This window comes from Nocardia aurantiaca (assembly GCF_009708175.1).
GTDB lineage: Bacteria > Actinomycetota > Actinomycetes > Mycobacteriales > Mycobacteriaceae > Nocardia > Nocardia aurantiaca.
On sequence record NZ_WMBB01000011.1, the window covers coordinates 274,443 to 300,363 of the forward strand.

At 66.6% G+C, this 25,921-nt stretch carries 25 protein-coding genes and 1 pseudogene; 21 read left to right on the forward strand and 5 right to left on the reverse strand.

Annotated features, from left to right (window positions below):
- Nucleotides 1-54: 54 nt before the first annotated feature.
- Entirely contained in the window at nucleotides 55-675 is a 621-nt protein-coding gene (locus GLP40_RS34080; RefSeq protein WP_230329866.1) for a hypothetical protein, read from the forward strand.
- Nucleotides 676-1,253: 578 nt separating this feature from the next.
- Complete coding sequence (locus GLP40_RS24180; RefSeq protein ID WP_154790264.1) at nucleotides 1,254-1,742, forward strand: MarR family winged helix-turn-helix transcriptional regulator; 489 nt, start codon at nucleotides 1,254-1,256, stop codon at nucleotides 1,740-1,742.
- 194 nt (nucleotides 1,743-1,936) lie between these two features.
- Here GLP40_RS24180 and ppsA read toward each other — a convergent pair whose 3' ends face one another.
- Complete coding sequence (gene ppsA / locus GLP40_RS24185) at nucleotides 1,937-4,336, reverse strand: phosphoenolpyruvate synthase (RefSeq protein ID WP_154790265.1); 2,400 nt, start codon at nucleotides 4,334-4,336, stop codon at nucleotides 1,937-1,939.
- A gap of 195 nt (nucleotides 4,337-4,531) precedes the next feature.
- On the opposite strand from ppsA, the gene GLP40_RS24190 reads away from it, so the two are divergent.
- Nucleotides 4,532-5,572 carry a hydroxyacid dehydrogenase gene (locus tag GLP40_RS24190; protein WP_328290588.1) on the forward strand — a complete coding sequence of 347 codons (1,041 nt, stop codon included), beginning with the start codon at nucleotides 4,532-4,534 and terminating at the stop codon, nucleotides 5,570-5,572.
- Nucleotides 5,573-5,839: 267 nt separating this feature from the next.
- Nucleotides 5,840-5,986, forward strand: a complete 147-nt coding sequence (locus tag GLP40_RS24195; RefSeq protein WP_154790266.1) for a hypothetical protein — start codon at nucleotides 5,840-5,842, stop codon at nucleotides 5,984-5,986.
- Between the two features lie 547 nt (nucleotides 5,987-6,533).
- On the opposite strand, the gene GLP40_RS24200 is transcribed toward GLP40_RS24195, so the two are convergent.
- The gene (locus GLP40_RS24200; RefSeq protein ID WP_154790267.1) at nucleotides 6,534-7,010 is read right to left on the reverse strand and encodes an SPW repeat protein; all 477 of its coding nucleotides are present in this window, start codon (nucleotides 7,008-7,010) and stop codon (nucleotides 6,534-6,536) included.
- Nucleotides 7,011-7,131: 121 nt separating this feature from the next.
- Between GLP40_RS24200 and GLP40_RS24205 the strand changes: the two genes are divergently transcribed.
- The 17 genes from GLP40_RS24205 (at nucleotide 7,132) to GLP40_RS24285 (ending at nucleotide 24,725) form a co-directional block, all read left to right on the forward strand.
- Nucleotides 7,132-7,584 (forward strand): MarR family winged helix-turn-helix transcriptional regulator, encoded by a 453-nt coding sequence (locus GLP40_RS24205; RefSeq protein ID WP_154790326.1) that lies wholly within the window; start codon nucleotides 7,132-7,134, stop codon nucleotides 7,582-7,584.
- Between the two features lie 220 nt (nucleotides 7,585-7,804).
- On the forward strand, nucleotides 7,805-8,233 hold the full coding sequence (locus GLP40_RS24210; protein WP_154790268.1) for a PNPOx family protein: 429 nt from the start codon (nucleotides 7,805-7,807) through the stop codon (nucleotides 8,231-8,233).
- A 192-nt stretch (nucleotides 8,234-8,425) separates the two neighbouring features.
- A complete protein-coding gene (locus GLP40_RS24215) occupies nucleotides 8,426-9,400 on the forward strand; it encodes an acyl-CoA desaturase (RefSeq protein WP_154790269.1) in 975 nt (324 codons plus the stop codon).
- Between the two features lie 12 nt (nucleotides 9,401-9,412).
- Nucleotides 9,413-9,670, forward strand: coding sequence for an acyl carrier protein (locus tag GLP40_RS24220; RefSeq protein ID WP_328290589.1), 258 nt, complete (start codon nucleotides 9,413-9,415; stop codon nucleotides 9,668-9,670).
- Between the two features lies 1 nt (nucleotide 9,671).
- Nucleotides 9,672-10,589, forward strand: a complete 918-nt coding sequence (locus tag GLP40_RS24225; RefSeq protein WP_154790270.1) for an SAM-dependent methyltransferase — start codon at nucleotides 9,672-9,674, stop codon at nucleotides 10,587-10,589.
- Complete coding sequence (locus GLP40_RS24230) at nucleotides 10,586-11,821, forward strand: cytochrome P450 (protein WP_230329867.1); 1,236 nt, start codon at nucleotides 10,586-10,588, stop codon at nucleotides 11,819-11,821. The genes GLP40_RS24225 and GLP40_RS24230 overlap by 4 nt, the downstream gene beginning before the upstream one ends.
- Nucleotides 11,818-13,521 carry a fatty acyl-AMP ligase gene (locus GLP40_RS24235; RefSeq protein ID WP_154790271.1) on the forward strand — a complete coding sequence of 568 codons (1,704 nt, stop codon included), beginning with the start codon at nucleotides 11,818-11,820 and terminating at the stop codon, nucleotides 13,519-13,521. The genes GLP40_RS24230 and GLP40_RS24235 overlap by 4 nt, the downstream gene beginning before the upstream one ends.
- Before the next feature lie 10 nt (nucleotides 13,522-13,531).
- Nucleotides 13,532-13,972, forward strand: coding sequence for a PaaI family thioesterase (locus tag GLP40_RS24240; RefSeq protein WP_154790272.1), 441 nt, complete (start codon nucleotides 13,532-13,534; stop codon nucleotides 13,970-13,972).
- A 2-nt stretch (nucleotides 13,973-13,974) separates the two neighbouring features.
- Nucleotides 13,975-14,316: a hypothetical protein gene (locus GLP40_RS24245; protein ID WP_154790273.1), complete on the forward strand. Its 342-nt coding sequence runs from the start codon at nucleotides 13,975-13,977 to the stop codon at nucleotides 14,314-14,316.
- 12 nt (nucleotides 14,317-14,328) lie between these two features.
- Entirely contained in the window at nucleotides 14,329-15,351 is a 1,023-nt protein-coding gene (locus tag GLP40_RS24250; RefSeq protein WP_154790274.1) for an alpha/beta fold hydrolase, read from the forward strand.
- Between the two features lie 305 nt (nucleotides 15,352-15,656).
- Nucleotides 15,657-17,411, forward strand: a complete 1,755-nt coding sequence (locus GLP40_RS24255; RefSeq protein WP_407671657.1) for a SulP family inorganic anion transporter — start codon at nucleotides 15,657-15,659, stop codon at nucleotides 17,409-17,411.
- A gap of 282 nt (nucleotides 17,412-17,693) precedes the next feature.
- A complete protein-coding gene (locus tag GLP40_RS24260; protein ID WP_154790275.1) occupies nucleotides 17,694-18,173 on the forward strand; it encodes an NADH-quinone oxidoreductase subunit B family protein in 480 nt (159 codons plus the stop codon).
- Nucleotides 18,170-20,146: a proton-conducting transporter transmembrane domain-containing protein gene (locus tag GLP40_RS24265; protein ID WP_154790276.1), complete on the forward strand. Its 1,977-nt coding sequence runs from the start codon at nucleotides 18,170-18,172 to the stop codon at nucleotides 20,144-20,146. Before GLP40_RS24260 ends, GLP40_RS24265 begins: the two co-directional genes overlap by 4 nt.
- Nucleotides 20,147-20,151: 5 nt before the next feature.
- Nucleotides 20,152-21,102 carry a respiratory chain complex I subunit 1 family protein gene (locus GLP40_RS24270; RefSeq protein ID WP_154790330.1) on the forward strand — a complete coding sequence of 317 codons (951 nt, stop codon included), beginning with the start codon at nucleotides 20,152-20,154 and terminating at the stop codon, nucleotides 21,100-21,102.
- A gap of 16 nt (nucleotides 21,103-21,118) precedes the next feature.
- Nucleotides 21,119-21,781: a hypothetical protein gene (locus tag GLP40_RS24275; RefSeq protein WP_154790277.1), complete on the forward strand. Its 663-nt coding sequence runs from the start codon at nucleotides 21,119-21,121 to the stop codon at nucleotides 21,779-21,781.
- Nucleotides 21,781-23,247, forward strand: a complete 1,467-nt coding sequence (locus tag GLP40_RS24280) for a proton-conducting transporter transmembrane domain-containing protein (protein ID WP_154790278.1) — start codon at nucleotides 21,781-21,783, stop codon at nucleotides 23,245-23,247. The genes GLP40_RS24275 and GLP40_RS24280 overlap by 1 nt, the downstream gene beginning before the upstream one ends.
- Complete coding sequence (locus tag GLP40_RS24285; RefSeq protein ID WP_154790279.1) at nucleotides 23,244-24,725, forward strand: hydrogenase large subunit; 1,482 nt, start codon at nucleotides 23,244-23,246, stop codon at nucleotides 24,723-24,725. The genes GLP40_RS24280 and GLP40_RS24285 overlap by 4 nt, the downstream gene beginning before the upstream one ends.
- A 135-nt stretch (nucleotides 24,726-24,860) precedes the next feature.
- On the opposite strand, the gene GLP40_RS24290 is transcribed toward GLP40_RS24285, so the two are convergent.
- The 3 genes and pseudogenes from GLP40_RS24290 to GLP40_RS24295 all read right to left on the reverse strand — a co-directional run.
- Nucleotides 24,861-25,190: an ArsR/SmtB family transcription factor gene (locus GLP40_RS24290; protein ID WP_154790280.1), complete on the reverse strand. Its 330-nt coding sequence runs from the start codon at nucleotides 25,188-25,190 to the stop codon at nucleotides 24,861-24,863.
- 270 nt (nucleotides 25,191-25,460) lie between these two features.
- The gene (locus GLP40_RS34570; RefSeq protein ID WP_268867155.1) at nucleotides 25,461-25,592 is read right to left on the reverse strand and encodes a hypothetical protein; all 132 of its coding nucleotides are present in this window, start codon (nucleotides 25,590-25,592) and stop codon (nucleotides 25,461-25,463) included.
- Nucleotides 25,593-25,771: 179 nt separating this feature from the next.
- Nucleotides 25,772-25,921 (reverse strand): annotated as a pseudogene (locus GLP40_RS24295) (2,3-dihydroxybiphenyl 1,2-dioxygenase); the annotation flags it as partial.

Here is a 25,921-nt window from a genome sequence, read left to right on the forward strand (position 1 = left end):
CGGTTACGGCGCGACATCCGGGTCGTACCGTTGCTTCACATTTTGGAGATAGTTATGAGATCGACCGCAGCCATGCTGCTTCGTGCCGGAGTTGTTACTCCGATGGCGCTGGCCACTGTCTTCTGTTTAGCTGCACCCGCAAATGCCACCGCTGTCAGTGTGAACTGGAGTTGCCAGGGCACGATCTTCGGCATAGGCCAAACCTCGAGTATGACCACATCGGTCGACGGCACCGCGCCGAGTTCGGCGGCATCCGGCTCCGCGGTGGCCATCACCCTCACCCCCGGTGTTTCCACGGTTCCCAGCTCGGCCTCGGGCTTCACCGTCACGAGCATCAGCAACCTGAAGATGATCTTCCCGACTCCGGCGAATTCGACGCTCGTCTCGGCTACCGCTTCCGGTGGCACCGTGGCCGGCACCGTCACCACCTCGGGCGGGAATGTCGTTCTCACCGTGCCGGGTCCGATCGCCGGCGGCTCGAGCTTCACCCCGCCGGCCGTGACCATCAATGTCACGGCCGGAACCTCCGGAACGCCGATCACCAGCAAGTATGCGGGGACCAGCTATGCCAATCCCGGTATGACCATGACAACCAACGTGCAATGGGTCGGCGGTGTCGCGACCGCGTGTTATCCGAATCCATCTCCGACCCTCACCACCACAGCTGTGAGCTGAGTCCGAGGGCGGACGGAACAGCGTGACGGTCAGTATCCGCGCTGGCGAAATGTGGTGAGTATGCCTGGACTGGGCTGGTACCAACAGCCCAGCCCAGGTTCCGCGATCGGACAATCGCCGTCCCGGATAGTGTTCGGCCGCTTCGGCTTTCGTGCTGTGAAAGCCACTCTGACCGGCTATGCAATGCAGACTATCGTATCGACTACCGCGTCGTACAGTGCATGTCCGGCACTGCCCGCAGCCGCTTCGGCGGCCAGGGGCGGTGCCGCTCTCGAGATGATCGTCAGCCGCGGTATGGACTGTTGACCTATCGTTTGATAGGAGTTTGGGGATGCCCGCATCGAGCGCCTCGCGGAATCCACACTGCGCGAAGGGGAAGCAATGAAGCACAATCGCGAGTCCCCCACCGCCCTCGACCCGCGCCGCGCCACCGCGGCCCGCGGTATTCATTGAGTCCATCGAACTCGTCGGTTCATGCGCGAAATCATGCTGTTCGACGATCGGTCGAGCCATGGTCGGTGAATTCCGTTGAGAGGTTTCATGTTTCAAGCGTTCGAGGGTGGGAGCCTGTGCGTCCGATGTCAACCGAACCCGCTCGGATCGCAGTAAAGCTCAGAAAGGCCCTGGAGTTCTATCACGGAACCGTCGAGGATCTGGCCCGCGAATCGATCAGATTGCTGGGCGTGAACGAGACCGATCGACGTGCGCTGGAAATCGTCCTTCTCGGGGACGAGAAGTCCACGACGCCTGGAATGCTGGCCGAACGGCTGGGCCTCACCGCCGCGGGCGCCACGGTCATGCTCAACCGGTTGGAGAAGCAGGGCTATATCGCCCGCTCGCTGCACCCCACCGATCGTCGCCGCGTGATCGTGGTGGCCACGGATCTCGCCGCCCGCCGCGTACAGGAACTGATCTCACCATTGGTCGACGAGGGCTACAAGATGATGCTGACCTGGTTCGATCCCGCCGAACTCGAAACGATCGCGGCCTTTCTCACCCGGGTAGGCGAACTGCAACGAATCCACCGGCAACGGCTACGCAACATGGACCCCTACCCGCGACCCTGAGGGTTCCGGGCGGCTCACCGAAACCCATACCGACACAGGGTTTCCCGCGTGCGGACAGCTGACTCGCGAGGTCGACTTCGATGGAAACGGCCGTGTCACACCGTCGCGCGTCAGGTCGTCCGGTCGGGGCTCGGGCAAGCATGCTCATGGCGTTTCGCCGTTCCGCGGCGCAGGCATTCGATAGGACGCGACGCTCAGCGGTGTGAGCGGCCGAGGCGCTGCTCGGCGTCGAGGATGGTGCGGGTGGTCGCGATCAGGGTGTCGGGGTTGAGGCTGATCGAGTCGATGCCGAGTTCGACCAGGAATTCGGCCATGTCGGGGTAGTCCGAGGGGGCCTGGCCGCAGAGGCCGGAATGAATGCTGTTGCGGCGGCAGCCTTCGACCGCCAGCCGGATCATCTCCTTGACTCCCGGATCGCGTTCGTCGTAGTCGAAGGCGACGATCTCGCTGTCCCGGTCCACGCCGAGAGTGAGCTGGGTCAGGTCGTTGGTTCCGATGGAGAAGCCGTCGAAATGTCGGGCGAACTGGTCGATCAGGATGACGTTGTTGGGGATCTCGCACATGGCGTAGACCTGTAAATCGTTCTCGCCGCGCACAAGTCCGAGTTCGGCCATTCGCGCCAGCACCTGTTCGGCCTCGACCACCCGGCGCACGAAAGGGATCATGACGATGACGTTGGTCAGACCCATTTCCTCCCGCACCCGCCTGATGGCGGCGCACTCGAGCGCGAAGCCCTCGGTGTAGGCGGGGTGGGCGTAGCGGGACGCACCACGGAAGCCGAGCATCGGATTGTCCTCGGCCGGTTCGAAATCCCGTCCGCCCAACAGTCCGGCGTATTCGTTGGTCTTGAAATCCGACATGCGCACCACGACGGGTTTCGGCCAGAAGGCCGCGGCGATGGTGCCGATCTCCTCCGAGAGCCGCTGCACGAAGAAGCTCGAGCCGTCGGAATAGCCTTCGGTCAACCGCTCCAACTCGGTCCGTATGGCCGGATCGCCCACCCGGTCCGGGTGGATCAAGGCCAGAGGGTGGGCCTTGATCGATTCGGTGATGACGAACTCCATCCGGGCAAGGCCGACACCGTCGCTGGGCAACATGGCGGTCGCGAAAGCACGGTCAGGATCGCCCAGATTGACCATGACCCGGGTGGCCGGGCGCGGCATCTCCGTCACGGCGAGCCGGTCCACGTGGAAGTCGAGCGCGCCGCGGTAGACGCGTCCGACATCGCCCTCCGCACACGACACGGTGACCGTCTCGCCGTCGGCGATCACGGTGCGCGCGTCCACCGTGCCGACGACGGCGGGGATCCCCATCTCCCGCGCGACGATCGCGGCATGACAGGTGCGTCCACCGCGGTCGGTGACGATCGCCGCGGCGGTCTTCATCACCGGCTCCCAGTCGGGTGTGGTGGTTTCGGCCACCAGCACCTCACCCGGGCGGAATTCGCCCAGTTGCTCGACATTCGAGATCCGGCGGGCAGTGCCCGTCGCGATGCGTTCGCCGACCGAGCGACCGGTGACCAGCACCTCGCCGTGACCATCGAGACGATAGGTGTCCAGCGTGGCCGCCGAACGCTGCGAAGCGACGGTTTCGGGCCGGGCCTGCACGATGTAGAGCAAGCCGTCGGTACCGTCCTTGGCCCATTCGATATCCATGGGCCGCCCGTAGTGCCGTTCGATCGCCAGAGCCGAGTCCGCGAGGCCCAACACCTCCTCATCGGACAGGCAGAATCGGCGCTGATCGGCTCGCGGTGTGGGGATGTTGTGGGTGCTCCGACCGGTCTGGTCCTCGGTGTACACCATCTTCACCGCTTTGTCGCCGAGCCGGCGACGCAATACCGTACGGTGCCCGGCGACGAATGTCGGCTTGTGCACAAAGAATTCGTCCGGGTCCACCGTCCCTTGCACGACATTCTCACCCAAACCGTAAGCGCCGGTGACGAAGACGACGTCCCGGAATCCGGATTCGGTGTCGAGTGTGAAGATCACTCCGGACGATGCCAGATCCGACCGCACCATCTTCATCACGCCGACAGAGAGCGCGACCTTCAGATGGTCGAAGCCTTGGTCGATCCGGTAGTGGATCGATCGGTCAGTGAACAGGCTGGCGAAGCAGCGTCGGATCGCATCGAGCAGATCCTGCTCGCCGCGCACGTTGAGGAAAGTCTCCTGCTGTCCGGCGAAACTGGCCGTCGGCAAATCCTCCGCGGTGGCCGAACTGCGGACGGCCAAGCTGATGTCGGTCCCGTATTCGTCGCGCAAGCGCCGGTAACCGGCCAGCACCGCGGCCTGCACCGCATCGGGAAGACCGGCGCCGTAGACGATTTCGCGCGCCTGCTTGCCGCGCCGGGCCAGGTCGGCCACATCGCCGGGGTCCAGACCGTCCAGGGTTTCGGCAAGCCGCTCCCATGCGTCGGCCCGCGTCAACATGTCCCGATAGGCGTCCGCGGTGATCGCGAACCCATCGGGCACCCGTACACCCGCCGCAGACAGCGAGCGGTACATCTCTCCGAGGGAGGCGTTCTTGCCGCCGACTACAGCGACATCGGCCATGCCGAACTCGTCGAAGAACCGGACGTAGGTGCTATCGGTCATAGCTGTCTCCAGTCGTCGATATCGCACCGGCCGGTGCGTTCCCCTTGATCCTGGGCGCGGCGTCGCACGGCCGACAGGGCCTTTGGACCACGGTCACGGTGCCCTCCGGGCAAGCGAGATTGGACATCGGCCCGTAGAACGCCTCCATCGACGGCGGTACCGTGGATTCGGCGTCCCGTGAGAAGGCAGAGAATCGTGCGAATCGCGATCTTCGAAACCGAACAATGGGAAGACGCCGCGTGCCGACGGCTCGCGCACGAACAGGAGCTGGTTTGTTTCTCCGAGCCGCTCGATTCACATATCAGCGCGCCCGACGCCGAGGTGATCAGCCCGTTCGTGTATTCGCGGCTGACCGCCGATGTCCTCGCCCGATTCCCGCGCTTGCGGCTGGTGGCGACACGGTCCAGCGGATTCGATCACATCGATATGGATTACTGTGCGGCGCACGGCATCACGGTGTGCAATGTGCCCGACTACGGCGACTCCACCGTCGCCGAGCATGTCTTCACCCTCCTCCTCGGCCTCGCCCGCCACCTGGTCGAGGCGGCCGAGCGCACCCGCCACGGGCTCTTCAACCAGACCGGACTCCGTGGTTTCGAGCTGCACGATCGGGTGCTGGGCGTCGTCGGGACCGGACGCATCGGCCGGCGCGTCATCCAGATCGCACACGGCTTCGGCATGGCGGTGATCGCCACCGATCCCCACCCCGACCACGCTGCCGCTCGGGCAATGGGTTTTCGCTACGCGTCATTGGACGAAACACTCGCGGCGGCAGACGTTCTCACCCTGCACACGCCCGCCGCACCGGACACCGTCCATCTCATCTCCGACCGCGAACTGGCGCTCATGAAGCCCGATGCGGTCCTGATCAACACCGCCCGCGGCCACATCGTGGACGTCGCGGCGCTGGTTCGAACGCTCGCGGTCGGCAGATTGCGGGCGGTCGGACTCGACGTACTGCCGGAGGAACCCGCCATCCGCGAGGAAGCGGCCATCTTCCGCGACCCAGCCCCGAAATACGACATGGCCACCCTCGTCGCCGACCACGCCCTGCTGGCTTTCCCGAACGTACTCGTCACTCCGCACAACGCCTACAACACCGACGAAGCATTGCACCGGCTCATCGACGCCACGATCGACAATATCGACGCCTTCACTCGCGGCGAACCTCGAAACGTCGTGTCCGCCGAGGTTTCGATCCCATCACCAGGCCCGCAGCCCTTCAGTGCGAAATGAATACCACCGAACCGACCGGCTCCGAGAGGCCATCACCGCTCGGGAGCACTGCGCATTCCCGCTCCGATGGGTTCGGGCGCGTCGGTTGAACTGCGGCTGAACGGAATCGGCGGACGCGATGTCACGGGAACATGGACCGCACCCTGACCGGCTGTACGCTACCGCGGGGACCAAAGCCCCGCCCGAAGCGAGCCGCAGTCCCCTCGTTCCGAGCCGATCATCCGGCGATCCTGATATTCATCACTCGATTCGCGTCAGGAGAACGCCGTGATCGACAACGCGCACCGGACTTCCTACGACAGACAGAGCCCGGTCATCTGGCCGGACCCCAGCCCGCTCGATTCCTGGTGGGACGCCGTGATGCGAGGCGAGGATCTCACCAAGCCGAGCCGTGTGAAGTCCGCGCGTCCCTGACGCCACGCTGGCTATATCGGCGAGCGAATGGGGACTGCGCGGGCCAACCAAGGCCGCCACCTGGAATGGGGGCCGCCCGCGTGCGCGTCTACTCGCGGGCCGATCCGCACCACGACCGCGGACATGGGCGACGAGAGGTGGACGGGCCGACGGGGAATGCTCATCGCAATCTGCGGATCCGCAAATCTGTTCGAGGTACACCTATCGGTTCGAAGGTGTGTTCAACGTGTCGACGAGCATCCTGAGCGCGATTTCGGTTGGTCCCGTCGCAGACAATTCCACGGCGGGCGAGGGCCGGCGCGGTGTTGCGGGCAAGGATTGGATCAGAAGCGGCGCGGCCTCGAGTTCCGGGACAACTTCGCCCCCCGAAGTGGCCGGCCCTGCTCGATGACGCAACATGTGAACCGCAGTCGGCCCAACTCCGACAACCGGGGCATGACGGGAAGACACGAAGACCTCCGGAGTGAATGCGACAGCTCGCATTTCACTCGGAGGTCTTCGCCATGTCAGCTCGCCACGCCGTCACCAACGTCCGTGGTCAGTACACCTAACCTTGCCTCGCGCCCGCCGAAGGCACCAGGCCTTGCAGTCGGCCGGTTCGGCTCATCCCGAGGACCATCGAGCCCAGACCGAGAAGCAGTGCGACCGCGCCGGCGACTACGTTGCTCCAGATCGTCGATGCGGTATCGACATTGCCGCTCACCACCCAGGGAGTGATGATCGTCCACACACCGATCAGTGGAGCGGTCCAGACGATGCCGTGCGTCCGGCCGTACACCGAAGCGAATCCCAGGGCCAGCATCGCCAGGGCGATCCCGACGATGAGGTTGTTCCCTGTCAAAGTCGCGAACCCGTTGAATCCGACAACCCAGGGCGAGATCGCGATATAGAGCCCGGTCAGGAACATCAGGCCGGCAACCGCCTGGGCGGCCGGCGCCTCCGAGGCGAGCTCATATTTCTCATGCTTGGCCCGCAACTCCAGGATGTCGGGATGCCGGCTCATGCTCATGGCCTCACTGGTCATGTCCTCCACCACCTTCAGACGCAGTACGTGAATAGAGAGGGTCGAGCGGAGACGGCAACAGCCCTGACCACCCGGCCTATGCGGCGCCCTGTGATAATATCACGGCATGATATACCAGTCCATGTCGGCCGATGATCACCTCAGTGACGACGAGTATTCGAGGCTGCTCAGGTTCCGGGCAGGGCTCCGGCACTTCCTGCGATGGAGTGAGCGGCGAGCAGCCGACGTGGGACTCACCGCCACTCAGCATCAACTGCTGCTGGCGATTCGAGGCCATTCACATCCAGCCGGCCCCAGCATCGGAGAAATCGCTGAGTATCTGTGCACTCGGCACCACAGTGTGGTGCAACTGATCGATCGCACCGAGCAACTCGGCCTCGTCGCTCGAAATCGGGAGGAGGGCAAGGACCGCCGCGTCGTCCGTCTCGCACTGACCGAGGCGGGTCGGGACATCCTCGCACGACTCAGTGCGACCCATCTCGAAGAACTTCGGCGACTGGCCCCGCTCGTCGACGCGCTGGTCGACCCCACCGCGATGACACCCTCGGATCGGGCCTGTCCGGTTCGGTCATAGTGTCTCGGCGGTGTCGGCCACCGGCCCGGGTGCCGAATCCGGACCGATGAACATTACTGGTCGCCGCACTGGAACGCCTTTCATACGGGGCATCCGCCACGCGTCACCCGAACACGCCGGGCTGGGCGAAAGATCGAGGTCAATGAGAGGACCAAATGCCATCGAGGGCGGTGCCCTCTCCTCTGCTCTACTGTGCACCCGCCGGGTGAGCATCGAAACCATGACCGATAAACCGTCGACCGCACCCGACTCGACCTCGGCTCGAGAGGCGCTACGGGTGTTCAACAAGTACGTGACCAACCGACTCATGAGGCCCGTGGCCGGTCGAAAATACTGGTACGCCTCGCTGATTCAGCACATCGGCCGACGCACCGGCACTAAGTACGCGACCCCGATCGTCGCCGAACCGACAGCCAACGGGTTCATCATTCCCCTGCCCTACGGCACCCGAGTCGACTGGCTGCGCAACCTCCAGCACACCGGCACGTCGACCCTCACCCGTCGAGGCCGCACCTACGCGGTCGGGACCCCGAGGATCATCGATGCCGCCGCCGCGCAAACCCTGCTGACCCCGCGGCGCCAACGCCAATTCCGGCGATTCCATATCGACAACTTCGTGACCGTCGAACTCGCCCGCACCGACTCCTAGAGACTGCCTCAACGAAGCCACACCTGGCCTGCGAACCTGGGAACCCTCGATAGATAGAACGAATCGCTATGCAGGCAAACGGAATTCGACGCCACTATCTGGAGACGCAACCGTAGCGTCGAGTCCGTGATCGACGCCGGCGATTCGTCGGCGCCGGTCGAACGCCAATCACGAGGGGTTCAGTGAACTGCGATGACCGACGACGATTCGCTATCGGTCGGGGACTTTCCGGAGGTCTTGGAGACCGGGAAGCCCGAACCGCGCAAGAAGACGATCAGCAACCCCTACATTCACCGGCTACAGCGTCGGCACTTCCTACTGTTCGATGTGCTGCCGATCATCGGGACCGTAGCGGCGTTCGCCTTCCTGTGGGTGCGCCCGTTCGGGCTACTGGAATTCTGCCTGCTGTTCTCGATGTGGCTGGCAACCGGGCTCGGGGTGACAGTCGGCTACCACCGGCTGTTCACGCATCGCACCTTCAAGGCTGCCCCGTGGGTGGCGGTCGTGCTGGCGGTGCTCGGCTCGATGGCTGGTCAGGGTGGCGTGGTGTCGTGGGTGGCCTTGCATCGGCGGCACCACGAATACAGTGACCGCCAAGGAGATCCACACTCGCCGAACCTGTCCGGCGACGGATTCCGAGGGGCGGTACGAGGGTTGGCGCACTCGCATTTCCTGTGGATGCGCCGCCACGAATACCCGAACATCGTGCACTACGCCCCCGATCTGCTGCGCGACCGCGGCATCGTGCGCGTCGCGCGCCTGTACTACTGGTGGGTCGCGCTCGGGCTGCTGATTCCCACCGTGATCGGCGGACTGATCAGCATGAGCTGGACCGGCGCCGTCAGCGGCCTGCTATGGGGTGGGTTCGCACGCATCTTCCTGCTCGAACACATCGTGTGGGCGATCAATTCGCTCCTGCACATGTTCGGCACACGCCCCTACGACTCCCGCGAGAACAGCCGCAACGGCGGCGTCTTCGCACTGGTGACGCTCGGCGAATCGTGGCACAACAATCACCACGCCTTCCCGGAATCGCCGTCGTTCGGATTGGACTGGTACCGGCTGGATCCGGGCTACTGGCTGATCCGCGCCCTTGCCGCCTCCGGTCTCGCCTGGGATCTGAAGTTGCCGTCCGAGGCCCGTATGGCCGCCAAACGTATTGCCTGAGAGGGGCCCACCGTGGATACCAGCAAAGAAGCCATCGTCACCTGGTGCCAGCAGTATCTGGCCGATCTGATGGAGATGCCTGCCTCCGCCATCGACCCGGCCGCCGATTTCGACCGCCTCGGCGTGGATTCCGCACTGGCGGTGGCGCTGCTGATCGAGGTCGAGGAACGCTACGGCGTCGACCTCTCGCCCGAGGATCTCTACCGCAACCCCAACCTCGACGCGGTCGCGGCCTACCTGCACGAGCAGACTGCCCGGAACGTGGCCTGACATGGTCGATCTCGATACCGAGCGGATCGTGGACAGCGCGCGCACCGATGCCGCGGCCGCCGCGATCCGCCATCACTACGACGTCGGCAATGAGTTCTACCGGCTCTGGCTCGACCCGACGCTCAGCTACTCCTGCGCCTTGCGCGAAAAGCCTGATGACACATTGGAAAACGCGCAGGAGCATAAGCTGCGCCACCATCTGAACGCCGTCGACGCCGACAACGCCCACTCGATCCTCGACATCGGCTGCGGCTGGGGAGCCGTCCTGGCCCGGGCCGCTCGCAACCACGGGGTGGGCCGGTCGGTGGGACTGACGCTCAGTCTCGAACAAGCGGAATATGTTCGAGCGCAGCAGTATGCGGGTGTCGAGGTGCGAGTCGAGGACTGGCTGTACTACAGGCCCGAAGACCGATTCGACGGCATCATCTCCATCGGCGCATTCGAGCATTTCGCCCGCCCGGACGACACCGCCGAGCAGAAGATTGCCGTCTACCGCGAGTTCTTCACCCGCTGCCGCGACTGGCTGCAGCCCGGCGGCGCGCTGTCATTGCAGACCATCGCCTACGCGAACATGACCGCGGCACAGGCGAATACCTTCATGCAGCGGGAGATCTTCCCCGACGCCGAACTGCCCACCCTGGCCGAGATCGCCGCGGCCGCCGATGGCATCTTCGAGGTCTGCGCGGTCACCAACGGCCGACTCGACTACGCCTGGACCTGCATCGAATGGGCGCACCGCCTGCATGCCAACCGGGATGCCGCCGTCGAACTCATCGGGGCCGACACCGTAGCCCGCTATCAGCGGTACCTGAAGCTGTCCGCGATGGGCTTCCGCATGGGCAAACTCGCCCTGTACCGGCTGGTGCTGCGTCCCTACGCCGCCGGATTCTTCGCCGAACGCGGAGACCGGATCGCATGACGTTCCAGCACGCCCGACCGCGCGCCCGGTTCAACCCCTTCAGCGCCGAATTCCGGCGCGACCCCTATCCGATGTATCGCGACCTGCGCGAGAATCGGGCCGCGCACAAGACACTCGGCATGTGGGTGATCACCCGTCACGCCGACGTGAAGGCCGTACTCCACGACCGCGGCTTCAGCGCGGGCCTGATCCCGCAGCTGGTCTCCGAGCAGGCCGAGCGGCTCGGGCTGGACGGAGTCGACCGCATCGAGCGGCTGGGCCGCAAATCATTGGTATTCACCGACAATCCCGACCACGCCCGGCTGCGCGGCCTGGTGAATCGCGTCTTCACCACCCAGGCAGTCGCCGAACTGCGGCCGATCGCCACCGACTTCACGGCCCGGGTCGTTGCCCGTGCCCAGGCGGCCGGAAGCATGGACGTCATCGCGGACCTGGCCGCGCCGCTGCCCGTAGCCGTGCTCGGTGAGTGGATGGCGCTGCCACAGACACTGCGCGAACAGATCGCCGCCTGGACCCATGACATCCGGTTCCTGCTGGAACCGGGAATGATGAAGGCCGAGGACTTCATTCGAGCGCGTGAGGTGGTCGAAGACTTCGCCACCGCCCTCGCCGATGTGCTGGCGGCCCGCCGCGCGGCGCCGGGCCCGGATCTGATCAGCCGTCTGCTGGCAACCCGCACCGCGGGCGGCGACGCCCTCAGCGACGAAGAGCTGATCTTCGTCTGCATCATGAGCTTCGTGGCCGGCAACGAGACCACCAAATCGCTCATCGGCAACGGCGCGCTGGCCCTGCTGCACCACCCCGACCAGGCGGCCGCGCTGCGCCGCGACCCGACCCTGGTGAAAGCCGCCGTCACCGAGGCACTCCGATACGACTGCCCGCTGCAGCTGACCAAACGCCTCTCCACCCGCGACGTCGAACTCGGCGACCAGACCATCAGAGCCGGTGACCAGGTGCTGGTGTGCCTGGGCGCGGCCAACCGCGATCCGGAAGTCTTCCTCCGCCCCGATGAATTCGACCTCGTTCGCGGCGGAGCCGGGCACCTGGCCTTCGGACACGGCATGCACGGCTGCCTGGGCGGGCTGCTGGCCGAACTGCTGAGCGAGATCGCCTTCGCCCACCTGTTCGAGCTGGACCTGGAACCGGCGGTCGACGAGTTCGAATGGCAGGACAACAGTTTCATCGTGCGCGGCCTGCGGCGACTGCCGGTGACCATCCGGAGTGCCGTATGACCACCGCACCGCCTGCCCTGCTGCCCGACATCCTGCGCGACCGCGCGGCCACCGAGCCGGACCGGACCGCCTACCTCTTCCTCGACGACAACGGCGAGGAGACCACCACCCTCACCTACGGCGAACTACACGCTCGTGCCCTGGGTTTGGCCGCCGAACTGCGGCAATGGTGCTCGCCCGGCGATCGGGCGGTGCTGGTATTCCCTCAGTGCCCGGAATTCATCATCGCCTACTTCGGCTGCCTGTACGCCGGTGTCATCGCGGTGCCACTGAATCCGCCGCGGCGCAATCGGATTCAAGAGGGCACGCGCTCCATCGTGCGCGACTGCGCACCGATGGCGGTGTTGAGTCTGGACATGTTCCTGACACCGCTGCGGGCCGTGCTCGAACCGCACTGCCCGGCCACACGGTGGCTGGGCGTGGACGTCATGCACGCGGCCGCAGCGTCATTCGAGCCCTTCCGAGCGACGCCCGCGACCACCGCCTTCCTGCAGTACACCTCCGGATCCACCGCCGCGCCCAAAGGCGTCATGGTCAGCCACGCGAACCTGGTAGCCAACGAGGAAATGATCCGACGCGGATTCGGCCACGACCGCGACTCCACCGTGGTCGGCTGGGCGCCGTTCTTCCACGACCAGGGTCTCATCGGCAATGTGCTCCAACCCGTCTACGTCGGCGCGACCGCTGTACTCATGTCGCCGATGGCCTTCATTCGTCGGCCGCTGCTGTGGCTGTCGGCCATCACCCGCTATCGCGCGCACACCAGCGGCGGCCCCAACTTCGCCTTCGAAGCCTGCGTGGCGCGCGCGGCGGCCGGGCCGGTCCCCAAGCTGGATTTGAGCAGCTGGAAGGTGGCGTTCAACGGGGCCGAGCCGATCCGGGCCGACACCCTGCAGCGGTTCACCGAAACTTTTGCGCCGCACGGGTTCAGCGCGAATGCGTGGTATCCGTGCTACGGGCTCGCCGAGGCCACCCTGCTGGTCTCCGGCAGCGTCCCCGGCCGCGGGCCACGGCTGCTGGAAACCGACACCGACGCGCTGGCGACCGGTCGATACGCCCCGGCGACGGGACCACGCGCCCGCACACTCGTCGGCTCCGGCCAGATCCTGCCCGGCGAAGAGGTCCGCATCGTCGACACCGCTACCGGCGAGCCGTGCCCGCCCGACCGGGTGGGCGAGATCTGGGTCTCCGGCGGCCATGTCGCGCAAGGCTATTGGCGCAATATGGCCGCCACCGACCGGACCTTCCGCGCAGGCGGACGATTCCTGCGCACCGGCGACCTCGGGCTACTCATCGACGGCGAACTGTACGTGATCGGCCGCGCCAAGGACCTCATCATCATTCGCGGCCGCAACTACTACCCACAGGACCTGGAACAGACCGCGGCGGCCGCGCACCCGGCCCTGCGAACCGGCTCGATCGCGGCCTTCGCCATCCCCGCGCCCGACGGCGAGAAACCCGCTGTGGTGGCCGAGATCCGCCGTGATGCCGAGGCCGATCCGGTCGACGTCATCGGCGCGATCAAGGCGGCTGTACTGGCCGAACACGACCTCGCACTGACCGACGTGCTGCTCGCCGCACCGGATCAGGTGCAGCGCACCAGCAGCGGCAAGATCATGCGCTCCGCCGCCCGACAACGCTATCTGGCCGCCGAATTCACTCGGTGGAACCCGCAACCGACGAACACACCGACGCATTGAGGAGCCGACCATGACCACCCCGCAGGCACCGAACCCCGACTTCGCGCAGATCGTCACCGCGGCGGTGCTCAGTATGCCCGCGGCCCAGCACCTGGGCTTCGAATTCGGCCGCATCGAGGCCGGCACGGTCGAGATCATCCAGCCCTATCGCGCCGAACTCACCCAGCACAACGGGTATCTCCAGGGTGGAGTACTGGGATCGCTGGCCGACTTCGCCGCCGGATCCGCCGCCGGCACCCTGCTGGCGCCCGGTTGGGTGAACATGACCATCGACTACACCGTCAAGATCCTCGCCCCCGCCAAGGGCAAGCGGATAGTGGCACGAGGGCGGGTGCTCAAGCCCGGCACGCTCATCACCACCGCGGCCGCCGACGTCTACTCCATCGAGGACGAGGACGAAATCCACTGCGCCACCGCCCTCGTCACCATGCGTAATGTGAAGCTGGCGTAATCGTGAGCGCCGCACCGTTCGTCGTCGACCCGTTCGCACCCGGATTCGCCGCCGGCCCGTACCCGCACTATGCGCGACCGCGCGCCGAAGCACCGGCCCACGAGCACCCGCTCGGGTTCTGGACTCTGTCCGGGTTCGCGGATGTGGCTGCGCCGCAATGGTTCTCGCATTCGTTCGACGAGGCGAACCTGACCCGACCGGCTGATTGGGAGAGCGACAGCAGCGCGCTCGGAGGGGTCGACCGGGTGATGGGCGGGCCATCGATGCGGGATCAGGATCGACCCGACCGCGCCCGGATGCGGCGGCTGATGGCCAACGCCGCCGAACTCGTCGTCACGGTCTGATCAGGAGCCCGCATGCCCATCGCCGAGATCGGGGGAGTGCCGATCGCTTACTCCGACACTGGAAACCCACCGGGCCATGAGGATCCGCAGGCCATCGTCTTCGGACACGGACTGTTGTTCGGCGGCTGGATGTTCGGGCCGCAGATAGAAGCCCTGCGCGGCCGCTACCGCTGCATCACGATCGATTGGCGCGGACAGGGCGAAACCCCGCCCACCGCCGGCGGATACGACATGGACACGCTGGCCGCCGATGCCGCCGGGCTCATCCACCATCTCGGTGTCGCACCCGTCCACTGGGTCGGCCTCTCCATGGGCGGGTTCGTCGGTCAGCGCTTGGCCGCGCGCCAACCGGACCTGCTGCGGTCGCTCACCCTGCTGGATACCAGTGCGCGGCAGGAGGATCCGGCCAAGATCGGCGAATACAAGCGACTGGCGCTGGCGGTGCGGCTATTCGGCTTCCGGGCGATCCAAACACTGGTCGAGCCACATATGTTCGGTCCCGCGTTCCGATCGGACCCCGCGTCCGGGCCCGTCATCCGCGAATGGTCCGGCCGCCTGCGCCGCCTGCGCCGCACGGCTGTCCACGCGGCTGTTCTCGGTGTCGCCGACCGCGCTTCGGTGCTCGACGAAATTCCCGCCATCACCGTCCCGACCCTGGTCGCGGTCGGCGCCGACGACCAGGCGACCCCGCCGGACCGGGCCCGCGAGATCACCGCTCTGATTCCCGAGGCGCGGCTCGAGATCATCGACACATGCGGCCATACCAGCACGATCGAACAGCCTGACGTCGTCGCAACCCTCCTGGCCAGGTTCCTGCACCAGGCGACGTCGAGCAATGAGAACCCGCCCACAGCACCCGAGGAGCACCGGGCCGACGTCGGCTCATCGACGAACACCGGGAGTCCGGTCCCGCGGTCGTCAGTCTCGCCCCAAGGCCGCGAAGAGATCACCGGTGCTGGCGAAAACCAAACTCTCGACTCCGCAACGAGGACACGACTCACTGCCCGCCACAACCGCGGACGTCCGGCACAGTAGTCCGCACTCTGTGCACCGCAGGATCGGTCCCCGCAGCTGGCTGATACGTGTCACCCTCACCATGTCCACCTTTCTAACTATTTGCGAATATTAGCAACCAATGCGCCGGCCGCGTCGACGCGGACCGGCAAGCCCGCAGCTTGCGGCGTTGCCCCAGACCGGCTGCCGCCCGCCGCGACTCCATCCTCAGGCGCATCGACCGACGTCGGCGCGGATTCAGTGGGGATGATCACCACATCAAAACCTGGCCGACTGATTGCAGGATTTCTAAACTAATAACCTAGATATCCAGAAAGCGAGCAGTTGTGACCGATAGCGCCCTAGCCACTCCCCCGTCCGGACCGACGCCGCCTGTCGAGGAATCCCGCCGCCGGGTATCCACGCGGTTGCCCTTGCGCACGCTGCTACCGGTCTGGTCGGAGTGGAAGCCGGCTGTGCGCTCTCCGGGCGCCGACCTGATGGCAGGGGTGATCGTGGCCCTCGTAGCCCTGCCGCTGGCACTGGGCTTCGGCATCAGTTCCGGACTCGGCGCCGCGGCCGGGCTGGCGACCGCGGTGATCGCGGGCGTGGTGGCCGCTGTTTTCGGCGGCTCCCGGTTCCAGGTCTCCGGGCCGACGGGCGCGATGACAGTGGTGTTGGTGCCTATCGTGCATGCGCACGGGGCGAGCGGTGTACTGACGGTCGGGTTGATGGCGGGGCTGATCTTGATGGTGCTCGCGGTGGCCGGTGTCGGTCGCGCGGTGCGCTTCATGCCGGCCCCCGTGATCGAGGGGTTCACCGCCGGGATCGCGGTCGTGATCGCGCTGCAGCAGTTTCCCGCCGCTCTCGGCATCTCTCACGCCGAGGGCGAGAAGGTGTGGCAGTCGGCGTTCGACGCGGTGCGCCAATACCTCGCGAATCCCAGCGTGGTCACTCCGGTGACCGCGGTCGTCGTGGCCGTGGCCATCCTGATCGGTGGCCGATTCCTGCCGAAGTTGCCGTTCGCGCTCATCGCGGTGGCGGCCGCGACCATCGTCGCCTCGGTGTTCCACCTGAATCTGACCCGCATCGGGTCGATCCCCGCCGGACTGCCGGCGCCGTCGCTCGGATTCGTGCACCTCGATCAGCTGGGGTCGCTGATCGCACCCGCTTTGGCGGTGGCGGCGCTGGCCGCGCTGGAATCGCTGCTGTCGGCCACCGCCGCCGATTCGATGGCGGTGGGAACTCGACACAACCCCGACCGTGAGCTGTTCGGGCAGGGCCTGGCCAATATCGCCGCGCCCCTGTTCGGGGGTGTGCCCGCTACCGGGGCAATCGCACGCACCGCGGTGAACGTTCGCTCCGGCGCGCGTACCCGGTTGGCGGCATTGACGCACGCGCTGCTGCTCGCGGCGATCATCTACCTTGCTTCCTCACTGGTTGCCGACATTCCGCTGGCCGCGCTGGCGGGTGTACTGCTGGCGACCACGGTGCGGATGGTGGAGACGGCCTCGCTGATGGCGATCGCTCGCGCGTCTCGTGGGGACGCGGTCATCATGGCACTCACCTTCGCGGTCACGGTGGCGTTGGACCTGGTCACCGCGGTCGCGGTCGGGGTGGGCTTCGCGATCGTGCTCGCCCTGCGGTCCGTGGCCCGGGAAGCCCGGCTCGAGCAGGTGCCCCTCGACGAGGGCGATCACCTCGCCGAGGAGCACCAGCTACTGCACGATCACATCGTGGCCTACCGCATCGACGGGCCCCTGTTCTTCGCCGCGGCGCACCGATTCCTGCTGGAGCTGGCCGAGGTGTCGGATGTCAAGGTCGTCATCCTGCGCATGTCGAAAGTCACCGCCCTCGACACCACCGGCGCACTGGTGCTCAAGGATGTCATCGGCAAGCTCGAGCACCGCCACATCACGGTATTGATGTCCGGACTGCGATCCGACCATCGCCGTCGACTGGCCGCTGTCGGGGCACTGCCCGCCGACGGCGAGAACGCGGTCTTCGCCGACACCCGGCTGGCCATCGACCATGCCCGCCGCTATCTGCCGATCAATCACGCACGCCATACCGCGGATGACGAAGCCGAGGCCGTCGCATAGGGGGCTCGACTGAGCGCGTCGCAGATTCGCCCGCCGGCACGCGACCGTCGATACCATTCGTCCCCGGACTGACGGCGCCACCAGAACGTCGTCGGCGAATCACGCGGTGCGGTCACGCGGATTCAGACACCGCTCACACCCGCTGATCCGGCCAAGAAACGCCCAAATTGCACATTTTCGCAACTAGATAGTTCATGGGTCGCTATCTGGTAGACCTCTACCTGTGGCAGATGCACCAGCGGGTCTTCCAGCGGCCGCCACCGGCAGACGGTAGGGCGCGTCATGGGCTGGGTACGCAAGATCTGGCGGGTCGGCCGGGCGGCCGAACCCGCTCCCGACTCGCCTGCCCCACTGCCGAATGTGCCTGCGGCGCTACGGGGTTCGCTGCAGATCCGGCATGTCGACGCGGGCTCGTGCAATGGGTGCGAGGTGGAAATCTCCGGCGCGTTCGGTCCGGTGCACGATGCGGAACGCTATGGTGCGCGCCTGGTCGCTTCGCCCCGTCACGCCGACGCGGTGATGGTGACGGGAGTGGTCACTCGCAATATGGCGGTTCCGCTGGCGCAGACGGTCGAGGCCACCCCGCGCCCGCGCTTGGTGATCGCCTGCGGCGATTGCGCCCTCAACCGAGGGGTTTTCGCCGACGCGTACGGAGTGGTCGGCGCGGTCGGTGATGTGGTGGGCGTCGATGTGGAGATACCCGGCTGCCCGCCACCGCCGGAGCGGATCATCGCTGCGCTGCGCTCGGTGACCGACCGATGACCGCCTCCGTACGGGCCACCACGTCCGCGGAGCCAGCTTCGGCGCACCATACCGGTTTTGCGTCCCTCATCGCCGGCCTCGCCACCGCGACGTTCGGCGCCGCAGGAGTGGCCGCCGGTGCGATCGGGTTGTTCGGCGCACCCGGCCCGGTCGATATCGGCTGGTTGCTGCCCTTGTCGGGGGTGTATCTGCATCTGGATCCCCTCGGTGGCTTCTTTCTGGCATTGACCGGCGCAGTGGCGGTTCCGATCGGTGTGTACTCGATCGGTTACGGGCGGGTCGAGCATCTGGGACGCCTGCCGTTGGCGCTCCTGCCCCTCTTCGCGGCGGCGATGATGCTGGTGCCAGCGGCGGGGTCGGTGACCACGTTCTTGCTGGCGTGGGAGTTGATGGCCATCGCGTCGCTGGTGCTGGTGGTGACCGAGCATCGCAGGACCGCGGCACGCGCGGCGGGAGTGTTCTATGCGGTGATGACTCAGCTCGGGTTCGCTGCGATCCTCGTCGGGTTGATGGTGGCCTCTGCTGCCGGCGGCGCGGATCGGTTCACCGAGCTCGGTACCTTGTCTCCGGCTACCCACGCCGTAGTGTTCGTGCTGACAGTGGCCGGGTTCGGCTCGAAGGCAGGTCTGGTGCCGCTGCACGCATGGCTGCCGCGCGCTCATCCCGAAGCGCCGAGTCCGGTCTCGGCGCTGATGAGTGCCGCAATGGTGAACCTGGGTATCTACGGCATCATCCGCTTCGATGTGACCCTGTTCGGCCCCGGCCTCCGTTGGTACGGACTGGTCTTGCTCATCGTCGGTGGGACGACCGCGGTCTACGGGATCTTGCAGGCGTCGGTGGCGACCGATCTCAAACGACTCCTGGCGTTTTCGACTATCGAGAACATGGGGCTGATCACGCTGGCGGTGGGCGCGGCCGTGCTGCTGACCGCGTCCGGGGCCCACGCGGCGGCAACGGTCGCGATGACCGCCGCATTGCTGCATCTGCTCGCCCACGCGGCATTCAAGAGTCTGGGATTCCTCGCCGCCGGATCGGTACTGGCGGCGACCGGACTGCGTGATCTGGATCGACTGGGCGGGCTGGCGCGGCGAATGCCGTTGACCACGAGCTTGTTCGGGATCGCGGCGCTGGGCGCGTCCGGTCTGCCGCTGGGTGCGGGCTTCGTCAGTGAGTGGCTGCTCGTACAGGCGTTGATCCACGCCGATCAACCCCGCGACCCGGTGGTGGCCCTGGCTGCGCCGCTGGCGGTGGGCGCGGTCGCGCTGACCGCCGGTCTGGGCGTGGCGACGATGGTGAAGGCCTTCGGAATCGGGTTTCTCGCCCGGCCTCGTTCCGAACTAACGGCACAGGCGCGCGAGGTCCCGGCCTCGATGGTGGCCGGTATGGCGATCCCAGCGGCAGCCTGTCTTGTGCTGGCAGTGGCGCCGGTGGTGTTGTCCCGGGGTCTGCGGCGGGCGCTTGCCGCGATACCGGTATCGAGAGACCCGGCGTTCACCGGATTGGGTGCGACCGTGCGCTTGCCGGGCCTGCCGGGGTCGATCGCGCCGGGCGTGATCGCCGCGACATTGGCGATCGCCGCCCTGGTGGTTTCTACGGCCACGTGGTGGACGGCGCGGCGACGACCCGCGGCGCAGATACTGCCGTTGTGGGCGTGCGGCACGGACCAGCCGAATGCGCGAATGCAGTACACCGCAACCTCTTTCGGTGAGCCGCTGCAGCGTGTGTTCGACGATGTACTGCGACCTGACACCGATGTAGAGATCACTCATCTGGCCGAATCCAGGTATCTGGTGGAGAGGGTCGCTTATCGCGCGCGCATCAGCGACGCGGTCGAGGTGCGGTTGTATCGGCCGGTGATACGTGCGGTGCGGCTGGCGGCCCGGGCGGTGGCTCGCGCCCACACCGGCAGCGTGCATCTGTATCTGGCGTACGGAGCGATCGGGGTGTTGATCGTGCTGGTGGTGGCGCGATGACGGCGATGTCGTATGTGGCGGGTGCGGCGCAGATCGGCGGCGTCGTCGCGGGCGCACCGCTGGCACTGGGAGTGATGCGGCAGACTCGAACCCGGCTCGAGGGCCGCGCCGGAGCGGGTGTGCTGCAACCCTGGCGAGATCTGCGTAAGCAGCTCGGCAAGATGTCGATCATTCCGATCGGTACCACCATCGTCTTCGCCGCGGCCCCCGTGGTGCTGTCGGGCACGACTCTCCTCATCGCGGCCATCTCCCCCTTGGTGGCGACCGGGTCTCCCCTCGACGGCGCGGCCGATCTGTTCGCGGTGGTCGGGTTGCTGTTCCTGGGCACCGTCGCGCTCACCTTGGCCGGAATCGACACCGGTACCGCCTTCGGCGGCATGGGCGCCAGTAGGGAGACGGTCATCGCGGCCTTGGTCGAACCGACCATTCTGCTGTCGGTGTTCGCGCTGTCGATCCCGGGTGGCTCGTCGAATCTCGGTGCGCTGGTTGCCAGTACGCTCGCACACCCGAGCCGAGTGGCGTCGCTGACCGGACTGCTGTCCGCGGCGGCGCTGGTGATCGTGATCATCGCCGAGACGGGGCGGCTGCCGGTCGACAACCCGGCGACGCACCTGGAGCTGACGATGGTGCACGAGGCGATGGTGCTCGAATACGCGGGCCCGAAGCTGGCGCTCGTCGAATGGGCGAGCGCCATGCGCTTGACCGTGCTGCTGGCCCTGTTGGCGAATCTGTTCCTGCCGTGGGGAATCGCGGGTGCGGCGCCGAGCGCGGTCGCGGTCGTGGCGGGTGTGGTCGCGATTGTCGTGAAGGTCGTGGTGCTGGCGGTGGCGCTGGCGAGCGCGGAGGTGTTCATCGCGAAGCTGCGGCTGTTCCGGGTGCCGGAGCTGCTGGCCGGGTCCTTCCTGCTCGCACTGCTGGCGGTGACCGCGGCGAACTTCTTCACGTCCCATTCCTGATCGGAGACGGAGCGCAATGACCGAGACGGGTTATGTGAGCATGCTCGACCTGGCCGCGGGCGGGCTGGTGCTGGCCGCGGTATTCGTCGTGTGGCGTCGCGATCTGGGTGCCATCGTGCGTTTGCTCGCCGTTCAGGGCATAGCGCTGGCGGCGATTCCGCTGGTGCAGGGCGCCCATCACGGTGAGACCGCGCTACTGGTAGTGGGCGTTGTCGTGTTGGCGCTGCGGGGTGCGGCGCTGCCGATGCTGTTGGGGCGGGCCGCCGGTGCCGAGCGCCGGGAGTACCGCGAAGCGACCCCGCTGGTGAATACCGCCTCCTCATTGCTGGTGGCCGCGGCATTGGTCGTGGTCGCCTTCGCGGTGGCACGGCCGGTGGTGGCGCTCGAACCCGGGCCTGCCTCGGACGCGGTGCCCGCGGCGTTCGCGGTGGTATTGATCGCGTTGTTCGTCATGGCGACTCGCCGCCACGCGATCTCCCAGGCTGCGGGATTCCTCATGCTGGACAACGGGATCGCGGCGATGGCGTTCCTGCTCACCGCGGGTGTCCCGCTCATCGTCGAGCTGGGTGTGTCGCTGGATGTCTTCTTCGCCGTCGCGATCATCGGCGTGCTGACCGGACGATTGCGGCGTGCGTTCGGCGGAGCCGACCTCGACCAGTTGCGGGAGTTGCACGACTGATGACGATCCTCGTCCTGATCGCGATCCTGACTCCCGTCACCGCGGCCGCTGTGGGCGCGGTCGCCGGATGGCGGCGTGGCACAGCGCTTTTCGGCACGCTCAGCGCGGCGACCATCCTGGTGTGCGCTGCCCTGCTCGGTACTCGACTCTCCGGGCACGATCACGTTCTCGCCGACGGACTGCTGCGCGTGGACGCGCTGTCGGTGACCATGCTGGCGGTGATCGGCGTAGTGGGCACGCTGGCGACTTGGGCCGGGATCGGCTACATCGACGACGAACTCGACCACGGGCACACCGACGCCGACGGGGCGAGACTGTATGCGGCGCTGGTGCCGGCGTTCCTTGCCGCCATGGTGGTCGCGGTGTGCGCCGACAACATCGGCATCGTCTGGGTGGCGGTGGAGGCCACCACCATTGCCACCGCCTTCCTGGTCGGGCACCGCCGGACCCGGGCGGCGCTCGAGGCGACCTGGAAGTATGTGGTGATCTGCTCGGTCGGGATCATCGTGGCGTTCGGCGGGACTGTGCTGCTGTACTTCGCGGCCCGGCACACGGGCGCTCCGTCCGAACACGCCCTCGATCTCGATGTGCTCACTGCTCACGCCGCCGCTCTCGATCCCGCTGTCACCCGTTTGGCCGGCGGACTGCTGTTGATCGGCTATTGCGCGAAGGTTGGTTTGGTGCCGTTCCACACCTGGCTCGCCGATGCCCACAGTCAGGCTCCCGCGCCGGTGTCGGCGTTGATGAGCGGGGTGCTGCTGTCGGTTGCCTTCTCGGTCGTGCTCCGGATGAAGGCGCTCGTCGACGCCGCCACCGGTCCGGGCTACCTGCGCGTCGGGCTGTTGGTCGTGGGGCTGGCCACCTTGGCGGTGGCGGCGCTGTTGCTCACTGTCACCAGGGATCTCAAGCGCATGCTCGCCTACTCCTCGATGGAGAACATGGGCCTGATCGCTGTCGCCGCCGCGGCGGGCACGAAGTTCGCGGTCGCCGCGCTGCTGTTGCATGTGTTCGCCCATGGCATCGGTAAGACCGTGCTGTTCTTGTCCACCGGTCCGTTGCAGGCCGCGCACGATTCGACCGCTATCGCCGCCATCCGAGCGGTCGCTGCGCGATCCCGTCTGATCGGCGCGAGTTTCGCGGTAGGCATGGTCACCTTGCTCGGTCTGCCGCCGTTCGCGATGTTCGCCAGCGAGCTGGCCATCGCCCGATCTCTCGCGGATGCTCGGCTGTCCTGGGCGCTGACTGTGGCGATGCTGCTGATCGCGATCGCCTTCGCCGCACTCGTGCGCAATTCGAGCCGAATTCTGCTCGGTCCTGTCCCCACCGGCACGCGCGCGATCACGGTCCCCGTGACGATGGCAGGCGCGCTCGTTGTCGGGGCCGCGGCGGCGGTCGTGCTGGGCGTGACCGCCGGGCCACTGACCGACCTGTTCACGACCGCCGCGGCCCAGGTGGCGACACGATGACCGAACCCCAGCGCAGCCGCCGCGCCGTCACCACCGCAGAGCTGCGCGACGCGGCCGAAGAATTCTTCGATGCCGGATACCGGCTCGCGCTCGCGGCCGCCCACGATGATGGGGCGCGGCTTCGGGTGGTGTATCTGTTCGTCGCCGGCCGCCCGGACCGACGCGCCGAGCTGGAATGCTCACTCCCCGCCGAGGACCCGGTGCTGCCGTCGCTGGCGTACCTGTCCTTCCCAGCCGGGCGCTTCGAGCGGGAGATGGCAGATCTGTACGGGATCCGGCTGAGTGGACATCCGCGTCCACGGCGACTGGTGCGGCACGCGCACTGGCCGGAGGACTGGCATCCGATGCGCGAGAATGCCACTGCGGCACCGGTTTTCGGCGCGGTCGACGAACTGCGATTCCTCACGGTCGCCGGTGACGGCGTATACGAGATCCCGGTCGGGCCGGTGCACGCCGGACTCATCGAGCCTGGCCATTTCCGCTTCTCCGTCGTGGGTGAGACCATCGTGCGGCTCAAGGCTCGGCTGTGGTGGGTGCATCGCGGGATCGAGCGCCAGTTCCAGGGTCGCCCCGCGAGCGCGGCGACCGATCTGGCCGAACGCATCAGCGGCGACACCTCTGCCGCGCATGCCCTCGCCCACAGTCTCGCCATCGAGGAAGCCTGCGGTATCCGGCTTCCCGACTCGGTGCACCGGCTACGCGCCATGCTCGTCGAGCTGGAACGGCTCTACAATTACGCGGCCGATCTGGGCGCGCTCGCCAATGACGTCGGCTTCGGCCTGGCCAACGCGCATGCCCTGCGCATCCGCGAGCAGCTGTTGCGCATCAACGCCGCCGTCACCGGAGAACGATTGCTGCGCAGCGCCATCCATCCCGGTGGCGTCGCCCTCCGTTCCCTGCCCGACCTGGCCCGGCTCCACAATTTGGCCGCCGACCTGGCCGAGATCGCCGAGCTGACTCTGGGCAACGCCGTCGTCTACGATCGCTTCGCCGGCACCGGCGTGCTGGCGGGCGACGACGCTCGCGCGCTGGGCTGCCTGGGATATGTCGCCCGCGCCAGCGGACTGGTCACCGACGCTCGCCTCGACCACCCCGTCGTCGAACTGCCGGTGACCGACACCGGTGCGCGCGGCGGAGACGTACTGAGCCGCTACACGATACGCCGCGACGAGTTCGCCGCGTCGATCCGGCTCATCGAGGATCTGGTCGACACCCACACCGGCCCAACACAACTCATGCAGCGTGACACGGTCCTGCGGCAGGCGGGCAGCGGTGTCGGCATCGTGGAGGGCTGGCGGGGCACGATCGTACATCGAGTCGAGATCGACGATTCGGGCCTGATCACACGTGCCAAGATCGTCGACCCATCCTGGTTCAACTGGCCCGCCCTCCCCGTCGCCATGACCGATACGATCGTGCCGGACTTCCCCCTGGTCAACAAGAGTTTCAACCTCTCCTACGCGGGCAACGACCTCTGACCCGCGCGGCCGACGGCCGGCCCGGTGGTGGCCCCGACGACCACCGGAGAAGCTCGCCGAGATCGGCACACACCGCGCGGATCAGAAAACAGGCGATCAGCGGCGATGCACGGGTCCGAGGGTGTCCGCGCAGGGTCAGGCGGGTTGCCCGAGGACTTCGGCTTGACCTGCCACAACGCCGGTGAGAATCGCCCGAGCGGCGGCGAGCAGCTCCGCGACCTGCGGCGAGGTGAGCTCATAGGTCACCGACAAGCCCTCGCGCCGCGCGGTGACCAAACCGGCGCGGCGCAGGATCGACAACTGCTGGGAGAGGTTCGCGGCTTCGATACCGATCTCGTCGAGCATCTCCGAGACGGCATATTCGCGTTCACTGAGCAACTCGAGAATCCGGATGCGTACCGGATGTCCGAGGGTTTTGAAGAAGTCCGCCTTCATCTGAGAGAGCGGCCGCTGCATTCCAGGCATCCGATGCCACTCCCCGTTCCTCGTGCCGACGCGATGCGGACGATCACTCCGCTGTTTGCATAGTTTAGCAAACAGCTTAAGCATCCTTGGCGCGGCCACCCAGGAGCGACGCGTCGAAGTCGTCGTTGACCAGCGCAGATCGTGAAGACATACGCTGTCGGCGACCGAAGGAGGAAGATCCCGGCGTCGTGACCAGCCGTAGCGAACAAAGCCACCTGAAGCAACGAACGACCGCGAGCCGGATCTCGAGCGCCCCCTTCGATCGGTCCGCTAGTGCCACACGAGCGCCAGGTTGCCACGGGCAGGGCTACGCACCACGCCGCCGTGCAGCCAAGGCGTCTCGTGGATGGTGCTCGCCAGCGCGGTCCCCGTCTCCACCGAAGTCGCGGACCGCTGACGCATCTTTCTTCCCATACTCCAACCGCCCAATTCGGCCCCTCAATGGCCGCGCCGTCATAGAGACAGGCCACTAACCGCGGCGGTCAAGGTTCGGCGGCAACGGCCGCGCCGCGGCCGTGGTGATCTCCGCGAGCTGCGAGTCCACACGTACTACGCTGGCGCACTCGCGGTTTCGGCGTCGCTCATTCGCTCGCTTCGAATCCGGCGGAGAAGTCGTGACCCCACAGGCTGACCGCGGTGGATTCCCGTGCGATCCACGAGTGGTCGTCGACTTCCAGTCCCTCACAACCGAATTCGATGTCGAATCCGCCCGGCGTCTTCATGTAGAACGA